This window comes from Paraburkholderia sediminicola, from assembly GCF_046026895.1.
Taxonomy (GTDB): Bacteria; Pseudomonadota; Gammaproteobacteria; order Burkholderiales; family Burkholderiaceae; genus Paraburkholderia; species Paraburkholderia sediminicola_C.
In genome coordinates this window covers 50,868-68,717 of sequence record NZ_JAQQEU010000009.1, presented here as the reverse complement: position 1 = coordinate 68,717, position 17,850 = coordinate 50,868, and the positions used below count along the sequence as shown (strand labels likewise).

Genomic DNA, 17,850 nt, shown 5'->3' with positions numbered 1-17,850 from the left:
GCGGCCTGGCTCAGTGCGCTGACTCTACAATGTATGGAGCTATCAACTCGAAGTTTCGCCTCGTGTCACACCAGAGAATGATGATGAACAAGAAATCCGTCGCAAACGAGTTAGATGACACTAACGAGACGACCGAAGCGACGCTTGCGGCACTGACCAATCAGGTCAGCAAGTTCGTCCGTGAAGGGACGCTCGACAGTCGCTTTGCCGCAAAGCTGGCGAAGCGGCTAAAAAAGGAAGCGGACGCCATCTCCGACAGCGGCAACACGACGAAGCCGGGGCAGAAGGAACTGAACTCTGCTTTCGGCCAACTCGACGCGGCGTTGCGCGACCACGATGCCAAGCTGCTGGTCGAGGCCAATGCGGCACTACGTGCCTCAGACGCAGTGGTTGGCGCCGGGAAGAAGTCGCGATAACCTGGCAGCCATCCTCTCGGCCCTCCACGTTTTCACCGATTTCACGCGTGGATGAAGCTTCTGCGCATCGTGTACGAGATAGTACCCGTTCGGCAACGACAGCGCTTTGCCGAACGGTTCGACGAGCATTTCTTCAGCGAACTCGGCTTCCACCAGGACGGGACTTGTCAGGACCACCCCTGTGCACGCACTGGCGCTTCGATCGCCATCAGAGGCTGGTCGAATTGAATGCCGTTGATCATCTCGATCTGCGCATCGACAAGACTACTGAAACGTGTCAACCACTCGCTCCTCCGGTCGCTGTTCCGCATGTCGGCCGTATTGGACTAGCTGACCAGTACGAAAGGCAGCCTGCGAGAAGCGCGAATTCCGCTCGGCGAGTGGCAGTAACATGACCCGCACGGTGGCTGGCGTTGGTGTTCACAAACGCTGCTCGAAGCCAGTTCTCGTGCGACCGGACGATCATCCCCTCACTCTCCCGCATGCGCAACGCCCACCACCTTGCCGCGGAAGAGATAGTATTGGTACAGGTTATAGCCGATCATCACCGGGAAAATCAGGCCGATGCCGATCAGCATGAAGACGAGCGTCGGCGAGTCGGATGCCGCCTCGATGATGCCCAGCCTGCCCGGAATGAAGTCGGGAAACAGGCTGATGGCAAGACCCGCGAACGACAGAATGAAGAGCGCGACCGACGCGAGGAACGGCCCGCGCGCACTGCCCAGATAAAGCGACGCCATAATCAACGCAAATGCGAGTGCGGCGGCCACGCCGAGCGCGATCAACAGATGCAACACGCCCGGCTGCGACCAGCGGTCGTGCCCGACCGTGCTGAAGAGCCACGTCGCAGCGGTCAGCGGCACGGCGACCATCACGGTCAGCATGGCGCTCAGCAACGCGAGTCGTCGCGCCCATTGTTCGATCGCGCCAACTGTCTTCTTGACCAGATAGGTCGCGCCCAGCAGCGAATACCCCGCCACCACGCCAATCGCCGATATCACGACGAACAGGCCGCTAAGCTCGCCCGGCGCGAACGCCGTAATGATCTTGCCGAGCACGACGCCTTGCGACGCTGCCGCAATCAGGCTGCCTAAACCGAACACCTTGTCCCACAGCGGGCCATGGTCGACGCTATGCCGGAACTCGATCGCCGCGCCACGCATGATGAGACCGGCGATCAGCGCCATCACGGGAAGATACAAAGCCTGCAGCAGCAGTGCGTACGCGGTGGGAAACGCCCCGAACAGGCCGCCGCCCAGCACGACGAGCCATGTCTCATTTGCGTCCCAAACATGGCCGATCGCCTGCGTCATCACATCACGGTCTTGACGGCGATTGCGCAACAGGCTGAGTATGCCGACCCCGAGATCGAAGCCATCGGTGACCACGTAGAAAATCAGCATCAGGCCGAGCAAGCCGAACCACGTGACAGCGAGCATCGAATGAGTGGAGCTATCCATGAATCAACCTCCTTGTCTAGTAGCCGGAGACGGTCGTCGGCGTTTGTGCGGCGACGGGGGCGGGCGGCGTGCTCGTTAAATCGTGGCCGGTGCGCAGCCATCGGCGGGCCAGCACGAAGAACGTAACCAGCAGCACGACATAGAACGCGAAGAACATCGCCATACTCATCGATACCGACGAGGCAGCCACAGTCGAAACCGCGTCCTTCGTGCGCAGCAGGCCGTACACGATCCACGGCTGGCGTCCCACTTCACGCACGATCCAGCCCGCTTCCACGGCGACATAGGGCAACGGAATGCACAGCACCCACGCGAGCAGCAGCTTGCGTTGCGCGAGCAGGCGGCGAGGCTGCCGCGCGCCCTGCGCAGCGCATAGGCCGTCCAGAACGCGAGCAGCATGAACGCGAAGCCGATGCCCGCCATCGCGCGAAACGCGTAGTAGAGAAGGGGAATCATCGGCGGCTGATCGGCGCGCGGAAAATCGGTCAGCCCTTTCACCTTGCCGTGCAGCGAGTGCGTGCCGAGTATGCTGAGCATGCCGGGCACTTCGATCGACCAGTCGTTGTGCTGCTTCTCCTGATCCGGCCACGCGAGCAGTGACCATGCCGCGCCCGTGCCGGGCTTGTTGGTGTTCCAGTTTCCTTCGATTGCCGCACCCTTGGCCGGCTGCGATTCGAATACGCTCACGCCGCTCGAATCGCCGAGCCAGATCTGTAGCGGCGCAACGAAAACGAGCACCGTCAACGCGATCTTGAACGAGCGAGCGAAGAACTCCGGGTTGCGTCGGCGAAACAGGTTCCATGCCGAAACCCCGGCGATCACGAACATGCCCGTCTCGATCGCCGCAACCCACATGTGCGACACACCCCACGCCATATCGGGGTTGAAGATCGCGGCCACGTAGTCGGTCACGACGACCTTGCCGTCGACTATGGAGATGCCGGCGGGCGTCTGCATCCACGAATTGGCGACCATGATCCAGAACGCTGAGATGCTCGACCCCAGCGCCACCATGGCCGTGGCGAACAGATGCACACCACGCGGCACCCGCCCCCAGCCGAGCAGCATCACGCCGATGAAGCCCGCCTCGAGCATAAATGCCATCGCGCCTTCGAAGCCGAGAATGTTGCCGATGAACTGGCCGCTGAATTGCGAAAAGCCGGCCCAGTTGGTGCCGAACTGAAACTCCATCGGAATGCCGCTGACCACGCCGACCGCGAAGTTGAGAACCAGCAGCTTGGTCCAGAACCGCGCGTGCCGGTAGTACATGAGGTCGCCCGTTCTGAGCCACAGCACTTCGACCAGGAAAAGAAACGCGGAGAGGCTGATCGTCAGAATGGGCCACAGGATGTGAAAAATCGCGGTCATCGCGAACTGCGCACGCGACAGATCGAGTACATGACTAAGCATGATGAGCGTCCTCCTGTCCAGGCACTACGGCACGGGGGGCGGAATCCGGACCGACAGCGGCGGCGCGCACCACCTTCACCGGCACCGATTTGTACGAAGGCGTGCGGCTTTGCGGATCGAATGCATAGAGCGGCACGAGCGGATTGACTTCAGGGTAGTAGGCACCGCAGCAGCCGTCGGGCAGCGAATACTCGATCACCTTGAAACTGCGGATGATCCGTTCGATGCCGTCGGTCGACAGCGCAACGATGTCGACGCGTTCGCCCGGATGAAGGTTGCGCCTTTGCAGCTCCCGCGGATTTATGAAAATGACATCGCGATGGCCGAACACGCCGCGGTAGCGGTCCGAGTGCGAATAGAGCGTGGTGTTGTACTGATCGTGGCTGCGCATTGTCGTGAGCCACAGCGCGTCGGGATCGTTGTGGTACGGGTTTTCCTCGAGCCCCTTGAAGACGAGGAAATTGGCACGGCCTGTCGGCGTGGCCCATACGCGTTCGCGGGCTGTCGAGGCCAGATGAAAGCCGCCCGGCACGCGAATGCGCTCGTTATACGCCTGGAAGATCGGAAAGACCATTTCGATCGCATCACGAATGCGGTCGTAGCTCGCGACCAGTTGTTCCCACGGCACACGCGAGTCTTCACCGAGGGTTGCGCGCGCGATGCCCGCAACAATCGCCGGCTCGCTGCGCAGATACGGCGACGCGGGTGCATTGCGGCCGGCAGACGCATGCACCATGGACATTGAATCTTCGACCGTGATCGATTGCGGGCCGTCGGCCTGAATGTCGATTTCGGTGCGGCCGAGGCAAGGCAAAATCAGCGCGTCCTTGCCATGCACCAGATGGCTGCGGTTGAGCTTGGTCGAGATGTGCACGGTCAGATTCAGCTTGCGGATCGCGGTCTGCACGCGCACCCAGTCGGGGATCGCCGCTGCAAAGTTGCCGCCTAGCGCGATGAACACCTTCGCGTCGCCGCGCATCATTGCGTCGAGCGTCGCGATCACGTCGTTGCCGTGTCCCCTCGGCGCTTCGAAGCCGAATGCGCGCTTGATGCCTTCGATCAGTTGCGCAGAGGGCTTCTCCGTAATGCCGACGGTGCGGTTGCCCTGCACGTTCGAGTGTCCGCGCACCGGGCAGATGCCCGCGCCCGGCCGCCCCACATTGCCGCGAAGCAGCGCCAGATTCGCAATCTGCTGCACGTTTTCGGTGCCGCGATGATGTTGCGTCAAACCCATCCCGTAGACGAGGATCGCGTTGTTCGCCCGCATGTAGATCTGCGCGGCGTTCGTGATGTCGGCGCGCGTGAGGCCGGACTGAGGTACGATCGCCTCCCACGGCGTTTCGCGCAGATCCGCGAGCAACTCGTCGATGCCGTGTGTGTGCCCCTCGATGAACTCGATGTCGAGCACGCGCGGCCGGTCGGCGGCGAGCGCGGCGTCGTCCGCTTCGACGATCGCTTTCATCATCCCTTTGAGCACGGCCACATCGCCGCCCACATGCACCTGATAGAGAAACGTGCTGATCGGCGTGTAGCCGAGCGTCGCCATTTCGACGGGGTCTTGCGGCGATGCAAAGCGTTCCAGCGCACGCTCGCGAAACGGGTTGAACGACACGATCTTCGCGCCTCGCCGCGACGCCGAATGCAGGTCGCTCATCATGCGCGGGCTGTTGGTTCCGGGGTTTTGTCCGAAGATAAAAATCGCGTCCGCGTGTTCGAAGTCTTCGAGCAGCACGGTGCCCTTTCCCACGCCGATCGACTGCGGCAAGCCGACGCTAGTGGCTTCGTGACACATGTTCGAGCAATCGGGGAAGTTGTTCGTGCCGAACTCGCGCACGAAGAGCTGATAGAGGAACGCAGCTTCGTTCGATGCGCGGCCCGACGTGTAGAAATCTGCCTGGTCCGGATGATCGAGTGCGTTCAGATGCTGCGCGATCAACGCGAACGCATTGTCCCATTCAATCGGGCGATAGCGGTCCGATGCCTTGTCGTAGACCATCGGGTGGGTGAGGCGGCCGGCCATTTCGAGGTCGTAGTCGTCCCACGCGGCGAGCTCGGAGACGCTATGAGCAACGAAGAACTCCGGCGTGCAGCGTTTGGCCGTCGCTTCCCACGCAACCGCCTTCGCGCCGTTCTCGCAGAACTCAAACGACGACGTATGCTTCGGGTCGGGCCATGCACAGCCCGGGCAATCGAAGCCCTCTGGCTGATTCATGTGCAACAGCGTGCGCGCGCCCGACACCGCCACGCCCTGCAACGCGAGCGCTTCGCCGGTTGCCTTCAGCGCGCCCCAGCCACCGGCCGGCTCGCTATAGATGCGTATCACCTGCTTTTTCTTCGCCATGTCGATTTTCCTTTCCGCTCTCAGCGAGCCATTGGATGCCATCATCGGCGTCCGGAAGGGCGTGGTCTTTTGCAATTGCCCGTCCATTTCAAATCCGCACGGCCATCGTCTGCGTGGAGGCGCTCAGCCGCAGCGGAAGTGATCGATGTTCTGGCCGGCGGCCGCTGCGCGGCGCAGCCACTCGGGCATCTCACCGAGACCTGTCCACGCATTGCCGTATGCATCGCGATAGCGAATTGTCCGGTCATCCTCGACATCGCGATTGAGCGCGTGTTCCAGCGCTTCGATCGTGATCCCGGCTTCCATCATGCGACGCCTAAGCCAACATATCAGGCGCTCGCGCGCTTCTCCTTCAAGACGCTCAATGAACGTCGACATAAGTCGCTCCCGGGCGTGAATTTGATTGTGTGGATCAAAGGGCGTTGGCTACCGCTTCCGACTTGGCATGCCGTCCTCGCGGGCCTTTTCATGGGCCCCGCGCGTCAGCGTTTCGATCCGCTCGTGTCGCGTGAACGAGGTTGCAAATGTAGCGGCTGTGTCTCAACCGTCGTTTAGCGAAGGCACGCGCGACTTCCAATACGCACGACGGGCAGCGACGGGCAGGCGAACTCGCTACACGACCCGGGGCCGCGACATCTGCAAGCCGGTCGCACGAAAGGAGTCCCCGCTGCGGAGTCACCATTCGGGCCCGCAGCGACTGCGCCCAGCAAGGCCGCATGTGGGTGGACAGTCTGTCCCGCCGCTTTTCCGCGTGTTTTACGGCTCCGCGGCCTTACCCTATACACACATATGATTTTCGCGGCAGCGGTTTGTCGATAGCATGGGAATACATGAACGACGGCGACACAGTATCGTGCCGCGGCAATCGCATGTATGGCAGAGGATGAGTCGCTTGCATACACATCGGATAGTTTCAATCATCGACGACGACGAATCCGTCCGCATCGCCACATCGAGACTTGTTCGTTCACTCGGTTGGGACGTCCGGCTCTATGCGTCCGCTGAAGATTTCCTCGACTCGGGCGAGATCAGCGATGTCGCGTGCATTATCTCCGACGTGCAGATGCCGGGCATTACCGGGCTCGAGATGCAGCGGCGCCTGCTCGACGGTGGGATTATGCTGCCTATCATCTTTATCTCCGCTTTCGCATCGGAAACGGTGCGTCGCCAGGCGCTGGGCGGCGGCGCGGTATGCGTGCTGAGCAAGCCTGTCGATGGCGGGGCGGTGTCGCGTTGCCTTGAGACGCTCCCGGCCGAAGGCGGCGAGCCTCATTGAAGTCCGCGAGCAGCGGGCCTTGAATGTTGGATATAGGGAAATTCGGATAAAATATCGGATTAAATTAGTCGGCGTCCTGCATGTCTGACTTTGATGTGCCGTTCTTGCGGCACGGGACAGGGTTCCGGTACTCGTCACTGAACGTTTTCCTGGAATGCCTATGCCAACATCGCGGCGTTTAGTTTTCCTCCTTCCCGCGCGGCGCGCTCAATCGTCGTCATGATATTCCGCTCACGCGCCGACGAACCGATGCGGCATGACGCGCGCGTGCTGTCCGTTCTCGCTGCCGCCATCGCGCTAGTCGTCTTCCTGATCGACGCGCTCACGCCACTCGATATCGCGATTGCCGTGCTGTACGTGGTCGTGGTGCTGCTCGTCGCGTCGACCGGGTCGAGGCGTGCTGCGATCCTCACCGCATGGAGCTGCGTGGCGCTGACCTTGATTGCGTTTGCGATGTCGCATGACGAGCACTACTCGGGCGGCGCGATTGCGCGCTGTGTCGTCAGCCTGCTCGCCATCACGACGACGTCGGTGCTGGCGTTGCGCAATCAGAAGAACACCGCGACGCTGCAAGAGCAACTGCAGTTGCTCGATCTGACGCATGACGCAATCGTCGCGTACGACATGAACGATCTGATCACGTTCTGGAATTAGGGCGCCGAAGCACTCTACGGATGGACCCCGCACGAGGCAATCGGCCAGCCAATTCATGAGTTGACGCGAACGCGGTCATCAGTCTCGCTAGGCGACATTCGTAGTGAGCTCTTGCGTTCGGGCCGTTGGCAAGGCGAATTGCAGCGCGTGCGCAATGACGGTGCTACGGTCATCATTTCGAGTCGCCTGGCACTCTGGCGCGATGCGAAGGGCAAGCCGCGCGCCGTGCTCGCCACCAACAACGACATCACCGTGCGCAAGCAGATGGAAGGCGAACTGCAGCGCCAGAAGGACGAGTTGCGCGCGACTATCGATGCGATTCCGGGCATGGTCTGGAGTTCGTCGCGCGATGGGCGCATAAGCTTCATCAACCGCCGCTGGAACGAACTGGGCGTGACGCTGCCTGAAGATGGTGGCGGTATCTGGCGCTCGATCCTTCATCCCGACGACTACTGCGCGGCGCAGCACGCCTGGCACGAAGCAATTGCAACGGGTGTGCCGTTCGAACACGTCTCGCGCATCCGGCGCAGCGATGGGGTGTACCGATGGATGCATATCGGCGCGGAACCGCTGCGCGATAACGCCGGCAACATTTTGCGCTGGTACGGCGTCAACACCGATATCGAAGAACGCAAGCGGGCAGAGCAGGCGCTCGAGCGCAGCGAAGCGTTCCTGTCCGACGCGCAGCGCCTTAGCCGCACCGGCAGCATTGCGACAAAACTGCCCGACGGCGATATGTGGTGGTCCGACGAAACGTATCAGATCTTCGACTATCCAAAGCGCGTCACACCCAGTTTCCAACTGATCCTCGAGCGCTCGCATCCCGAAGACATCGCGCTCGTCAGGCGCGCTTATCAGCAGAGCCTCGCGGGCGCGCCGTTCGTCGACGTCGAACATCGCCTTGCGATGCCCGGTGGAAGTGTCAAATACGTGCATTACGTCGCGCACCTTGCAGCATCTCAGTCGGCGAGCCCCGAGTACGTCGGCGCGCTGATGGACGTGACGGAACGGCAGGTGGCGCAGGAAGCGCTCGACCGCTCGACGGCCGAACTCGCGCACGTGACGCGCCTGACGATGCTCGGCGAACTGGCCGCGTCGATCGCGCACGAGGTCACGCAGCCGCTCGCAGCTATCGTGACTTGCGGCGACGCTGCCTCGCGCTGGCTCAACCGTCCGCAGCCCGACCTGAGGGAAGTCGGAGAGTCGATTAACCAGATGATTTGCGATGCCAGGCGCGCGAGCGATGTGATCCGCCAGATACGGTCGATGGCGCAAAAGCGCGATCCGACTCAGGCTATACTCGATCTGAACGCTGTAGTAAGAGAATCCATCGAACTGGTGCGACGGGAACTGGATGGGCACCGTGTCGCGGTGGATTCCGACTACGCGGCACCGCCGCCGCAGGTGTGTGTCGACCGGGTGCAGTTGCAGCAGGTCATCATCAACCTCGTGATGAACGGCATGCAGGCGATGTCGGGCGTCACCGGACGGCCGCGGAAATTGCGGATCGGCACGCGCCGCTTCGATGCGCGGCACGCCCAGGTGATCGTAGAAGACTCGGGCACGGGCATCAGCGAAGAGAACGCCGGGCGGCTTTTCAACGCATTCTTTACGACGAAGGCGGAATGCATGGGAATGGGACTGTCGATCTGCCGCTCGATTGTCGAGGCGCACGGTGGCCGGATCTGGGCGGAATCGCATGAGGGAAAGGGTGCAGAGCTGCAGTTCATCCTGCCGCTCGTTGGGGGAACCTGCCATGAGCAGTGACAGAGGCCTCGCCGCTGGTAACTCGATTGTCTATGTCGTCGACGACGACGGGTCGATGCGTGAAGCGGTCAGCAGGTTGCTGCGCTCGGTGGACTTGCGAGTTGAAGCGTTCGTCTCCGCACATGAATTTCTTGCGTTCGAGATGCCCGATGTGCCGAGCTGTCTGATTCTGGACGTGCGGCTCAAAGGGCAGAGCGGCCTCGCCGTGCAGGAACAGCTTGCGGCGGGTGAACTGCGTGTGCCGATTATTTTCATGACTGCGCACGGCGATATAGCCATGTCGGTCAAAGCGATGAAGGCCGGCGCGATGGACTTCCTCGCGAAGCCATTTCGCGACCAGGACATGCTGGACGCCGTGGCGACTGCCCTCGGCAAGGGCGAAGAACGGCGCGAAGCGGACCGCTCGGTTGCAGATTTGCGCCGCCGCTACAAGTCGCTTACGCCGCGCGAGCGTGAAGTGATGGCCTTTGTCGCGAGCGGCTTGATGAACAAGCAGATCGCGGCCGAAATGAACCTGAGTGAGATCACGGTGAAGATTCACCGCGGTCAGGCGATGAAGAAGATGGAGTCGCGCTCGCTTGCCGATTTCGTGCTGAAGGCGGAGGCACTCGGCGTCAACTCGCCACAAGGCGGTACTACGCCGCCCCGCGTTCAGCGCGTCTGAATCGCGCGGGCATCTTTGCCTCCCGAACGGCGAAAATCGCATCGCCGTTCGTTTCTCCCTCGAATCCCTGGCAATGTCGCGCTCCGGCGCGCACACGGTCGCCGTCGCGCAGCATTGCATCTACACATTTCGCCCCCGCATTAAAACCTTCATATAGGTTGGCCCACCCATTCGACGCCGTAGGCAACCGTATGTACGGCTAGGCATATGCGCTCCGTTTGATTAACTTTGAGTCATCGCGGTGCCGGTGTTTCGACCGCAGCAGATCACTCTATCGGACGGAAATACCATGAACAGTTCGCTGCTCTCGCATCCTGAACCCGGTGCCGACATTGCGCCGAAACGCATCGCCAGCGCAACCGACAGCGAGGATCAATGGCGCCGCCTGCACGCCAATCATGCGCAGTCGAGCCCTCAGCGGAGCAATGTGCTGGTGTCGCGCTGGACGCGCGACATCACCGCCCCGCTCGAAGTCGTCAATCACGGCAACGAGTCAGATCACTGCATCGGCCTCGCTCTGAAATGCGCGTCGCTGACTTTTAATCATGGGGGCCGCAGGCTCATGCGAGGGCGGGTGACCGCGGGCACGGTTCAGGTTACGGCGCCCGCTGTGCCCGTCAGCGCCGTCTTCGAGTCGCCCGTCGACGTGCTGCATCTGTTCGCGTCGCAGCAGGTTCTCGCGGAGTGCTACGAAGATCTGTTCCAGCGTCCGCATGCGGACGACATCGTGCTTGGCGATCCGAAGCTGGTCCGCGATCCCGCACTCGACCGGCTTGGACAGGCGCTAGTCGTGTCACGGACCGGCGATGCCGCGTTGGACAAGGTCTTTACTGAAAGTGTCGGCCTCGCCATCGTGTCGCGCATCGTCGCGCGGCAATTCACTGCGTCGAACACGCAGAACCGCGAAGGGGCCGCGCTGCCGCAGTGGCGCATGAACCGCGTAATCGAGTACGTCGACGCGCATCTATCCGAGACCATTGGCCTCGCTGACATTGCCGCGAGCGCCGGCCTCACCCGCATGCATTTCGCCGCGCAATTCCGGCGCGCGACGGGCTTGCGTCCGCACGAATACCTGCTGCGCCGCCGGATCGAACACGCACAGCATCTGTTGCTGAACTCGAAGCACAACGTCTTCGATGTCGCGCTGAGCTGCGGCTTTCGCTCGCAGCCACATTTTACGACGGTGTTCAAACGCTTTGTCGGCGAGACGCCTTACTGCTGGAGGATGAAAGCGAATGACGCTCAATAGACAGGTTCAGTCGTTCCTTGCGATCAGCGAGGCGTTTCTGAGGCACACCGGTGATTCATCGTCCAACGAGGACAGCCGCGAAGCCGACGAAATTTCTGTGACGGCCGACGCGCACGGTGAAGCGGTGCGTGAATGCCGCGATTCGTTGCAATAGACCCCGCACAAACCATTTGACCAGGTAACGCTTGAACAGGAGTCCGACATGCTCGCAAACGCAAGTATCATCGATCCGTGGATGCAAACCATTGGCCTGCTGTCCGCGCCGGCGGAGGGGTCGAAACGCCGTGGCAGTGGGCCGAATGAAGGCCACAGGGCGCGTCACCTGGACGGCACGGCGCTTCGAGGCGTCAGCGTAAGCCTGTTGGACCGGCCAACGTCTTCGACGGCAACCATCTCCTGGCGCGACTCGACCCGGTGCTGCTACGGCGACCAGGTCTGGCACTCGTGGCGGGCTGGCACAGAGGGCGTCTGCGCGATGAGCGGGCGCCCGATTCGTCCCGGCGACGCGGTGTACAAGCCGCGTCCCTGCCGGCCTGCGCCGTGCAATGCCGGCGCGATGATCCTGACGTCAGCTCTCGACGCTGCAAGAAAAAACTGACTTTGCTTCTTTCTCGCACGGCTTGCGCTGGCTGGCCGTTGCCGGAATCCTGCAGTCGGTAGAGCACAGAGGAAGACTTCGACGAGTATTGCCATTTTTTTATTTGAACGATTGTGTTCTTACCGTGTGGCGGATGATGCGCTTCAGTCCGCGCTATCAATGCGGACTCGCAGCACCATTATGTCCAGTATTTTAAGTCCGTGATCGCCCGCTGATGGCCGGGCGTATGACTTGGCGCGGGCACACTCGGGTCCGCGCGGTGGCTGGTCTCCTTCCATGAATGTACCGGCGATTGCGCATGCGCGGATTCCCAAGCGGAAGTGTGCAGTGGTTCCGGCAGGTCAATGACTTGCGCAGGCTTCTGGCTATCTGTGGCGACCCGTTCGAGCGGCAGTTGAACGTCTGTTCCGACAGTAATGAACGCACGCATCAGGCCGGGTGTCGGCAGCGCGCAGGATGCACCGATCGTCAGGCACACGGCCGTGGCGACGTAGGCGGTCAGGAACCTCGGAAATCTGATTGCAGTCATTGTGTGTTCTCCGCAGTCCGCTGTGGTCACATCCAGGGCGCGCAAGGAAGTGATTGGACATGAGTCGAGTATCGCGGTGCGAACCAGTTCTTTCTTTCGCATGACCACCCCACCTTGTCGAATCGCACCCGCATATGCCGATAGCTAAAGACAGCGCGTTCAATCGAAGTGCCCTGAATGACCGGCGAATGCGACCGGATGTCAGTGGTCCCGCAGCGTTCGCTAACCGCCGACCAGCGACATACGTGAGCATCCACGAACCGATTAGCCGTGCACGTCCTTTGGTATGGAAGGCCGCACTCGTGCATGCGTATAAAGACCGTGCGGCCACGAAAGCTGCAATGACAGGCGATCGCCAGAATCCGGACCTGCGCATGTAGTGCCTTTCCTTGCGGTGATCAAGGGGGCGTGCGCTTCGTCGGTGAGTCACGTCCCGACCCATGCGCACACTGCCGTACTCGATGGAGCGGCCAAAAGCACACGCGAGCGCTTCATCGATTCAGACTCGCTTGTGGCCCGACATTACCCCTTGGAGTCACTGCGTTCGACGCGGTAAACGATGATTTCAAATTCTTCCTTCACACGGACGTTCAAGCGTCGTGCCTGCCTGCGGAGATCAACTACCAACCGCGGACCGCAGGCAGTTAGCCGGGGTTCTCTCTTCGGGCGCTAGTCGCCGCCGCACCCCATGGACTCTCGCTGCAATTCGCGATCTTCTGGCCCGCTGCGCCGTCCGTTCGTTCGTCAAAACCATGACGCTTTTTTCCTGGAGAAAAAGCTTGCATTTTTTCTAGAAAAAACTACCTTCAGTGAAACAAAACAATTCTTCGCTCGGCACCGGAGGAGACCCATGCCGGCTACTCGTACGATGATTGCGCGTCGGGCCGGCGTCAGCGTGGCCACGGTCGACCGTGTCCTGCGCGACGACCAGGCTGTGCGTCCGGAAACCGCCGAACGCGTGCATCTTGCACTCGCGAATCTGCGTGATGAGCGGGCGAGCCGCGGCCGGCCGGCAAAGATCAGTTCGTTCCGAGTCGCGTTCGTGCTGCCGCAAGTGAACTCCCGCTTCCTCGATCATGTCGAGCGCGATATTGCGCTGTCCGCCAGCTTCTTTCGCGAGCACCGCATAACCCCTTCGTTTTACCGCTGCGATTTTTCCAGCCAACGCGAGACCGCGGCGTTCGCCGCTGAAGTGATCGACTACGACGCGCTGGTTCTCGCACCTCTCGACTATCCATGGGTTGAACGTTTCATCGAAGAGATGAGCGACGCTCACGTGCCAGTCGTCACAGTGTTCTCCGATTTACCCGCGAGCCGACGCGCCGCGTACGTGGGTGTCGACAACAGGATTGCCGGACGCACGGCAGGACTACTGATGGGGCGCTTCCTTTGCGCGAAGCTCGGCACTGTTGCCGTGCTATCGGGATCGTCGCGTCTGCATGACCAGGTGGAACGCCGCACCGGCTTTTCGCAAGTGCTGGAGGAGAACTTCCGCAACCTGCGCTGGATCGCTGAACCGGACTTCGCCGAAGACGACGATGGCGCCGGCCTTGCCGTACAGGGCTTAAGTGCGCGCCATGCGGACCTGGTCGGCGTGTATGTGACGGGCGGCGGGATCTCGGGCATTGCAGCGGCATTGCAGGACTCCGGCGATAAGGGTCACCTCGTCCTGATTGGCCACGGATGCACTGCGGAGACCCGCACCCAACTGTCGGAACGAGCGATCGACGTGATACTCGATCAGGACGTGCGCGGCATTGTTCATTGGGCTGGGCTCGCCGCGATTAATTTTCTTAACGACGTCCGGGGGGCGCTTGCCATCCCGACGCCGGAGACCCGGATTTATCTTCGTGAGAATGCGCATGCCTGACGCTCGCGACACGCGGATCGACTTCTGATCTGCCAGAGCCGAAATGCGGTGCCCGGCGCATGGGCGCTGAATGTCATCAGGTTGGAGACCCGAGAAAGACAAGGAGAAGAGACATGTTACGTCTAACGTCAGCGAGGGTAGCGGCGGCAACCCTCATATTGCTGGGGCTCGGCACTGCAACGGGCGCGCAGGCACAGGACAAGCAGTTGACACTCTGCTGGGCGGCATGGGATCCCGCCAATGCACTGGTCGAACTGTCGAAGGATTTCACGACCAAGACCGGCATCAAGATGAAGTTCGAGTTCGTACCGTGGACCAGTTATGCCGACCGCTTCATCAATGAACTCAATTCGCACGGCAAGTTGTGTGATCTGATCATTGGCGACAGTCAGTGGATCGGCGGCGCGGCGGTCAATGGACATTACGTAAAGCTCAACGACTTCTTCACCAAGAACAAGATCTCTATGAACGACTTCGTGCCGGCAACGGTGGTGGGATATTCGGAGTGGCCAAAGAATACGCCGAACTATTGGGCCTTACCTGCGATGGCTGACGCGGTTGGATGGACTTACCGCAAGGACTGGTTTGCGCGCCCAGAACTACGCAAAGAATTCAAGCAGAAATACAACCGTGAGCTCGCGCCGCCTGCTACGCTCGATGAGCTCAAGCAGACTGCGGAATTCTTCCAGGGTCGAAAGATTGACGGCAAGACGGTCTATGGCGTGTATATCTTCACGGAGCGTGGATCCGAGGGAATCACGATGGGCGTGACCAACGCCCTGTACAACTTCGGCTTTGAGTATCAGGATCCCAAGAAGCCCTATCACCTCGATGGCTTCGTGAACTCGCCAGGCGCGGTGAAGGGGCTCGAATACTACAAGGCACTCTATAAGTGCTGCACGGCGCCAGGTATGACCAACGCCTACATGCAGGAAGGGCTCGACGCGTTCAAGTCTGGTCAGGTGGCGATGCAGATGAACTGGTTTGCGTTCTTTCCAGGGCTTTATAAAGACCCGAATGTCGGTGGCGACAAGATCGGCTTCTTCGTCAATCCGCGTGAGCTGAAACAATACACGCAGTTAGGCGGGCAGGGCATCTCGGTCGTCTCGTACTCGGACCATAAAGAAGACGCGCTCGAATATATCAAGTGGTTTGCGCAACCTGACGTGCAGAAGAAATGGTGGCAACTGGGCGGCTATTCGGCGGCCAAATCAGTGGTCGACGCGCCGGACTTTCCGAACAGCGCGCCGTTCGCGCCGGCGTTCCTGAAGTCGATGGCAATCGTTAAAGACTTCTGGGCAGAGCCGGCTTATGCCGAACTGTTGCTCGACATGCAGAAGCGTGTGCACGATTACGTCGTGGCCGATAAGGGCACGGCCAAAGATGCGTTGGATCTGCTGGTGAAAGACTGGACCAAGGTCTTTAAGCAAGAAGGGAAGTATTAGGTTTTAGCTGGACTTGACTGGACCGGCGACGGCTGAACGGCCCGTCTCCGGTCCGCTTAAAGGAGCCAGGCATGTTGGCAGATAAGCCTTTTTCTCCCACGAGTCTCGAAGCGGGAGCGTCAACGCGCATAACGAAGCGGCTAAGCGGACTGTCGGATCGGGCTATCGCGTGGCTCTTCATTCTTCCGACCATTCTGTTGCTTCTCGCGATCAACATATTTCCGTTGATCTGGGCGCTTCGACTGTCGTTCACCAACTTCAAATCGAACATGCCGAGCGTGCCCGCGCGTTTTGTCGGTATCGACAATTATGTCGACATCCTGACCGACGAAGATATCTGGTACGCGATGCAGGTGACCGCGCGTTTCGTGTTCTGGTCGGTCGGGTTGGAGGTTCTGCTGGGATTCGGTCTTGCATTGCTGATCAACCGGCAGTTCCGCGGACATAGCTTCTGGACCACGCTAATCCTGCTGCCGATGATGTTGTCGCCTGCGGTAGTGGGCAACTTCTGGACGTTCCTGCTGCAACCGCAAACCGGGCTTTTCAACGATATCGTCAGCTTCTTCACCGGCATCGCGCCGGGGTCGTTCCAGATGATCGGCGACGTAGCGCTCGCACCGTGGACCATTGTGATGGTCGATACGTGGATGTGGACACCATACGTCATGCTCATCTGCCTGGCGGGCCTGCGTTCAATTCCCGACTATATCTACGAAGCAGCGGAAGTGGACCGCGCGACGCCGTGGCGTCAGTTCTGGTCGATCACGTTGCCCATGACCATGCCGTTCCTGATGCTGGCGGTATTGTTTCGCGGCATCGAAAACTTCAAGATGTTCGATATGGTGAACCTGTTGACATCCGGCGGCCCGGGCTCGGTTACCGAAACAGTATCTATCACGCTCAAGCGGGCCGCGTTCGAGAAGTGGCAGACGGGTTATTCGTCCGCGCTCGCAATCATTCTGTTCGTGACGGTATTCGGTGCGGCGAATATTTACGTGAAGGCACTTAACCGGATCAAACAGCGATGAGACCGACTACGACACAGCATTCCGTGGTGGCGTCATCTCCGCGCGCCAAGCGCTTCGCGGCCGCGGTAGTTATCACGTATGCGCTGATTGCTACGGTACCGATGGTCTGGATCTTCCTGACGAGCTTCAAGACGCAGGAAGATGCGATAGCTTATCCGCCCGTCGTGCTGTTTCAGCCTTCCATGGAAGGCTATGTAAACCTGCTCACGATCCGCTCGCGGCAGACACCTGAGTTCATTGCGAGCCTGCCGCCTGCGCGGACCTGGTATGAGCGTGAGGTCCGCAAGCGCAACATGGTGATCGCCGGACCTTCGAAAGTTTTGCCGCGCTTCATGAATTCGCTTGTCATTGGATTTGGTTCGACGTTTCTTGCGGTATTTCTCGGCACGCTGGCGGCATACGCGTTTTCGCGCTTCAAGGTGCCGCTGTCCGACGATCTACTGTTCTTCATTCTCTCCACACGGATGATGCCGCCCATTGCCGTCGCTATTCCGATTTACCTGATGTATCGCGCGCTGGGTTTGAGCGACAGCTATGTCGGCATGATTGTGCTGTACACGGCGGTGAATGTCTCACTAGCGGTGTGGCTGCTTAAAGGTTTCATGGATGAGATCCCGCGCGAGTATGAAGAGGCTGCGCTAGTGGATGGCTACACGCGCTTGCAGGCCTTCGTAAAGGTGGTGTTGCCGCAAGCGATGACGGGCATTGCCGCTACAGCGATCTTCTGCCTGATCTTTGCATGGAACGAATACGCATTTGCTTCATTGCTGACAAGCGGCGATGCGCAGACCATGCCGCCATTCATTCCATTTATCATCGGAGAAGGCGGTCAGGACTGGCCGGCCGTCGCAGCTGCAACAACATTATTCGTGCTGCCAATTCTCTTTTTCACCGTTCTGCTGCGCAAGCATCTGTTGCGGGGCATCACTTTCGGAGCCGTGCGCAAATGAAACGCGAAGTCATTCCGCCGCACCGTTGGCTGTTACATCGCAGCTACAGTGAGGGTGCATCGACCATACTGATCGGCTTAGGTGTGGCGATGCTGGTGCAGCCATTTTCGTTGGTGCTCTTCACCTGGTCGTTTCCGGTTCTTTTGGTGGGCGCGCTTTCGTTCGTCGTCACGAGCCATTTTCCTGCCTGAAT

General features: G+C 60.3%; 15 protein-coding genes and 2 pseudogenes. 12 read left to right on the top strand and 5 right to left on the bottom strand.

The genetic code is table 11. The annotated features are described in order from the left end of the window. The first annotated feature begins 83 nt into the window (after window positions 1-83). Window positions 84-416 (top strand): hypothetical protein, encoded by a 333-nt coding sequence (locus PQR02_RS09045; RefSeq protein ID WP_408228568.1) that lies wholly within the window; start codon window positions 84-86, stop codon window positions 414-416. Window positions 417-886: 470 nt separating this feature from the next. On the opposite strand, the gene PQR02_RS09040 is transcribed toward PQR02_RS09045, so the two are convergent. The 4 genes and pseudogenes from PQR02_RS09040 to PQR02_RS09025 all read right to left on the bottom strand — a co-directional run bounded on the left by PQR02_RS09040 (window position 887) and on the right by PQR02_RS09025 (window position 6,005). Further along, window positions 887-1,876 (bottom strand): cytochrome d ubiquinol oxidase subunit II, encoded by a 990-nt coding sequence (locus PQR02_RS09040; RefSeq protein WP_408228565.1) that lies wholly within the window; start codon window positions 1,874-1,876, stop codon window positions 887-889. Between the two features lie 16 nt (window positions 1,877-1,892). Then, window positions 1,893-3,286: pseudogene (locus tag PQR02_RS09035) on the bottom strand (cytochrome ubiquinol oxidase subunit I). Further along, on the bottom strand, window positions 3,279-5,627 hold the full coding sequence (locus PQR02_RS09030; protein WP_408228562.1) for an FdhF/YdeP family oxidoreductase: 2,349 nt from the start codon (window positions 5,625-5,627) through the stop codon (window positions 3,279-3,281). The pseudogene PQR02_RS09035 and the gene PQR02_RS09030 overlap by 8 nt, the downstream one beginning before the upstream one ends. Before the next feature lie 123 nt (window positions 5,628-5,750). Then, the gene (locus PQR02_RS09025) at window positions 5,751-6,005 is read right to left on the bottom strand and encodes an H-NS family nucleoid-associated regulatory protein (RefSeq protein WP_408228559.1); all 255 of its coding nucleotides are present in this window, start codon (window positions 6,003-6,005) and stop codon (window positions 5,751-5,753) included. 514 nt (window positions 6,006-6,519) lie between these two features. Between PQR02_RS09025 and PQR02_RS09020 the strand changes: the two genes are divergently transcribed. From PQR02_RS09020 to PQR02_RS08995, 6 genes and pseudogenes are all read left to right on the top strand, one after another. Further along, window positions 6,520-6,903: a response regulator transcription factor gene (locus tag PQR02_RS09020; protein WP_408228556.1), complete on the top strand. Its 384-nt coding sequence runs from the start codon at window positions 6,520-6,522 to the stop codon at window positions 6,901-6,903. Window positions 6,904-7,122: 219 nt separating this feature from the next. Further along, window positions 7,123-9,324: pseudogene (locus PQR02_RS09015) on the top strand (PAS domain-containing sensor histidine kinase). Beyond that, on the top strand, window positions 9,314-9,988 hold the full coding sequence (locus PQR02_RS09010) for a response regulator transcription factor (RefSeq protein ID WP_408228553.1): 675 nt from the start codon (window positions 9,314-9,316) through the stop codon (window positions 9,986-9,988). Before PQR02_RS09015 ends, PQR02_RS09010 begins: the two are co-directional and overlap by 11 nt. 289 nt (window positions 9,989-10,277) lie before the next feature. Then, on the top strand, window positions 10,278-11,237 hold the full coding sequence (locus PQR02_RS09005; protein ID WP_408228550.1) for a helix-turn-helix domain-containing protein: 960 nt from the start codon (window positions 10,278-10,280) through the stop codon (window positions 11,235-11,237). Next, window positions 11,224-11,391, top strand: a complete 168-nt coding sequence (locus PQR02_RS09000; protein WP_408228547.1) for a hypothetical protein — start codon at window positions 11,224-11,226, stop codon at window positions 11,389-11,391. Before PQR02_RS09005 ends, PQR02_RS09000 begins: the two co-directional genes overlap by 14 nt. 48 nt (window positions 11,392-11,439) lie before the next feature. Then, entirely contained in the window at window positions 11,440-11,835 is a 396-nt protein-coding gene (locus PQR02_RS08995; protein WP_408228544.1) for a DUF3331 domain-containing protein, read from the top strand. Window positions 11,836-12,013: 178 nt separating this feature from the next. On the opposite strand, the gene PQR02_RS08990 is transcribed toward PQR02_RS08995, so the two are convergent. After that, window positions 12,014-12,466 (bottom strand): hypothetical protein, encoded by a 453-nt coding sequence (locus tag PQR02_RS08990; RefSeq protein ID WP_408228541.1) that lies wholly within the window; start codon window positions 12,464-12,466, stop codon window positions 12,014-12,016. A 748-nt stretch (window positions 12,467-13,214) separates the two neighbouring features. Here PQR02_RS08990 and PQR02_RS08985 point away from each other — a divergent pair. The 5 genes from PQR02_RS08985 (at window position 13,215) to PQR02_RS08965 (ending at window position 17,848) form a co-directional block, all read left to right on the top strand. After that, window positions 13,215-14,234: a LacI family DNA-binding transcriptional regulator gene (locus PQR02_RS08985; RefSeq protein WP_408228833.1), complete on the top strand. Its 1,020-nt coding sequence runs from the start codon at window positions 13,215-13,217 to the stop codon at window positions 14,232-14,234. Between the two features lie 113 nt (window positions 14,235-14,347). Further along, window positions 14,348-15,679 carry an ABC transporter substrate-binding protein gene (locus PQR02_RS08980; RefSeq protein ID WP_408228830.1) on the top strand — a complete coding sequence of 444 codons (1,332 nt, stop codon included), beginning with the start codon at window positions 14,348-14,350 and terminating at the stop codon, window positions 15,677-15,679. A gap of 71 nt (window positions 15,680-15,750) precedes the next feature. After that, the gene (locus PQR02_RS08975) at window positions 15,751-16,707 is read left to right on the top strand and encodes a carbohydrate ABC transporter permease (protein WP_408228538.1); all 957 of its coding nucleotides are present in this window, start codon (window positions 15,751-15,753) and stop codon (window positions 16,705-16,707) included. Then, window positions 16,704-17,657 carry a carbohydrate ABC transporter permease gene (locus tag PQR02_RS08970; RefSeq protein WP_408228535.1) on the top strand — a complete coding sequence of 318 codons (954 nt, stop codon included), beginning with the start codon at window positions 16,704-16,706 and terminating at the stop codon, window positions 17,655-17,657. The genes PQR02_RS08975 and PQR02_RS08970 overlap by 4 nt, the downstream gene beginning before the upstream one ends. Next, window positions 17,654-17,848, top strand: coding sequence for a hypothetical protein (locus PQR02_RS08965; RefSeq protein ID WP_408228532.1), 195 nt, complete (start codon window positions 17,654-17,656; stop codon window positions 17,846-17,848). The genes PQR02_RS08970 and PQR02_RS08965 overlap by 4 nt, the downstream gene beginning before the upstream one ends. Window positions 17,849-17,850: the final 2 nt, after the last annotated feature.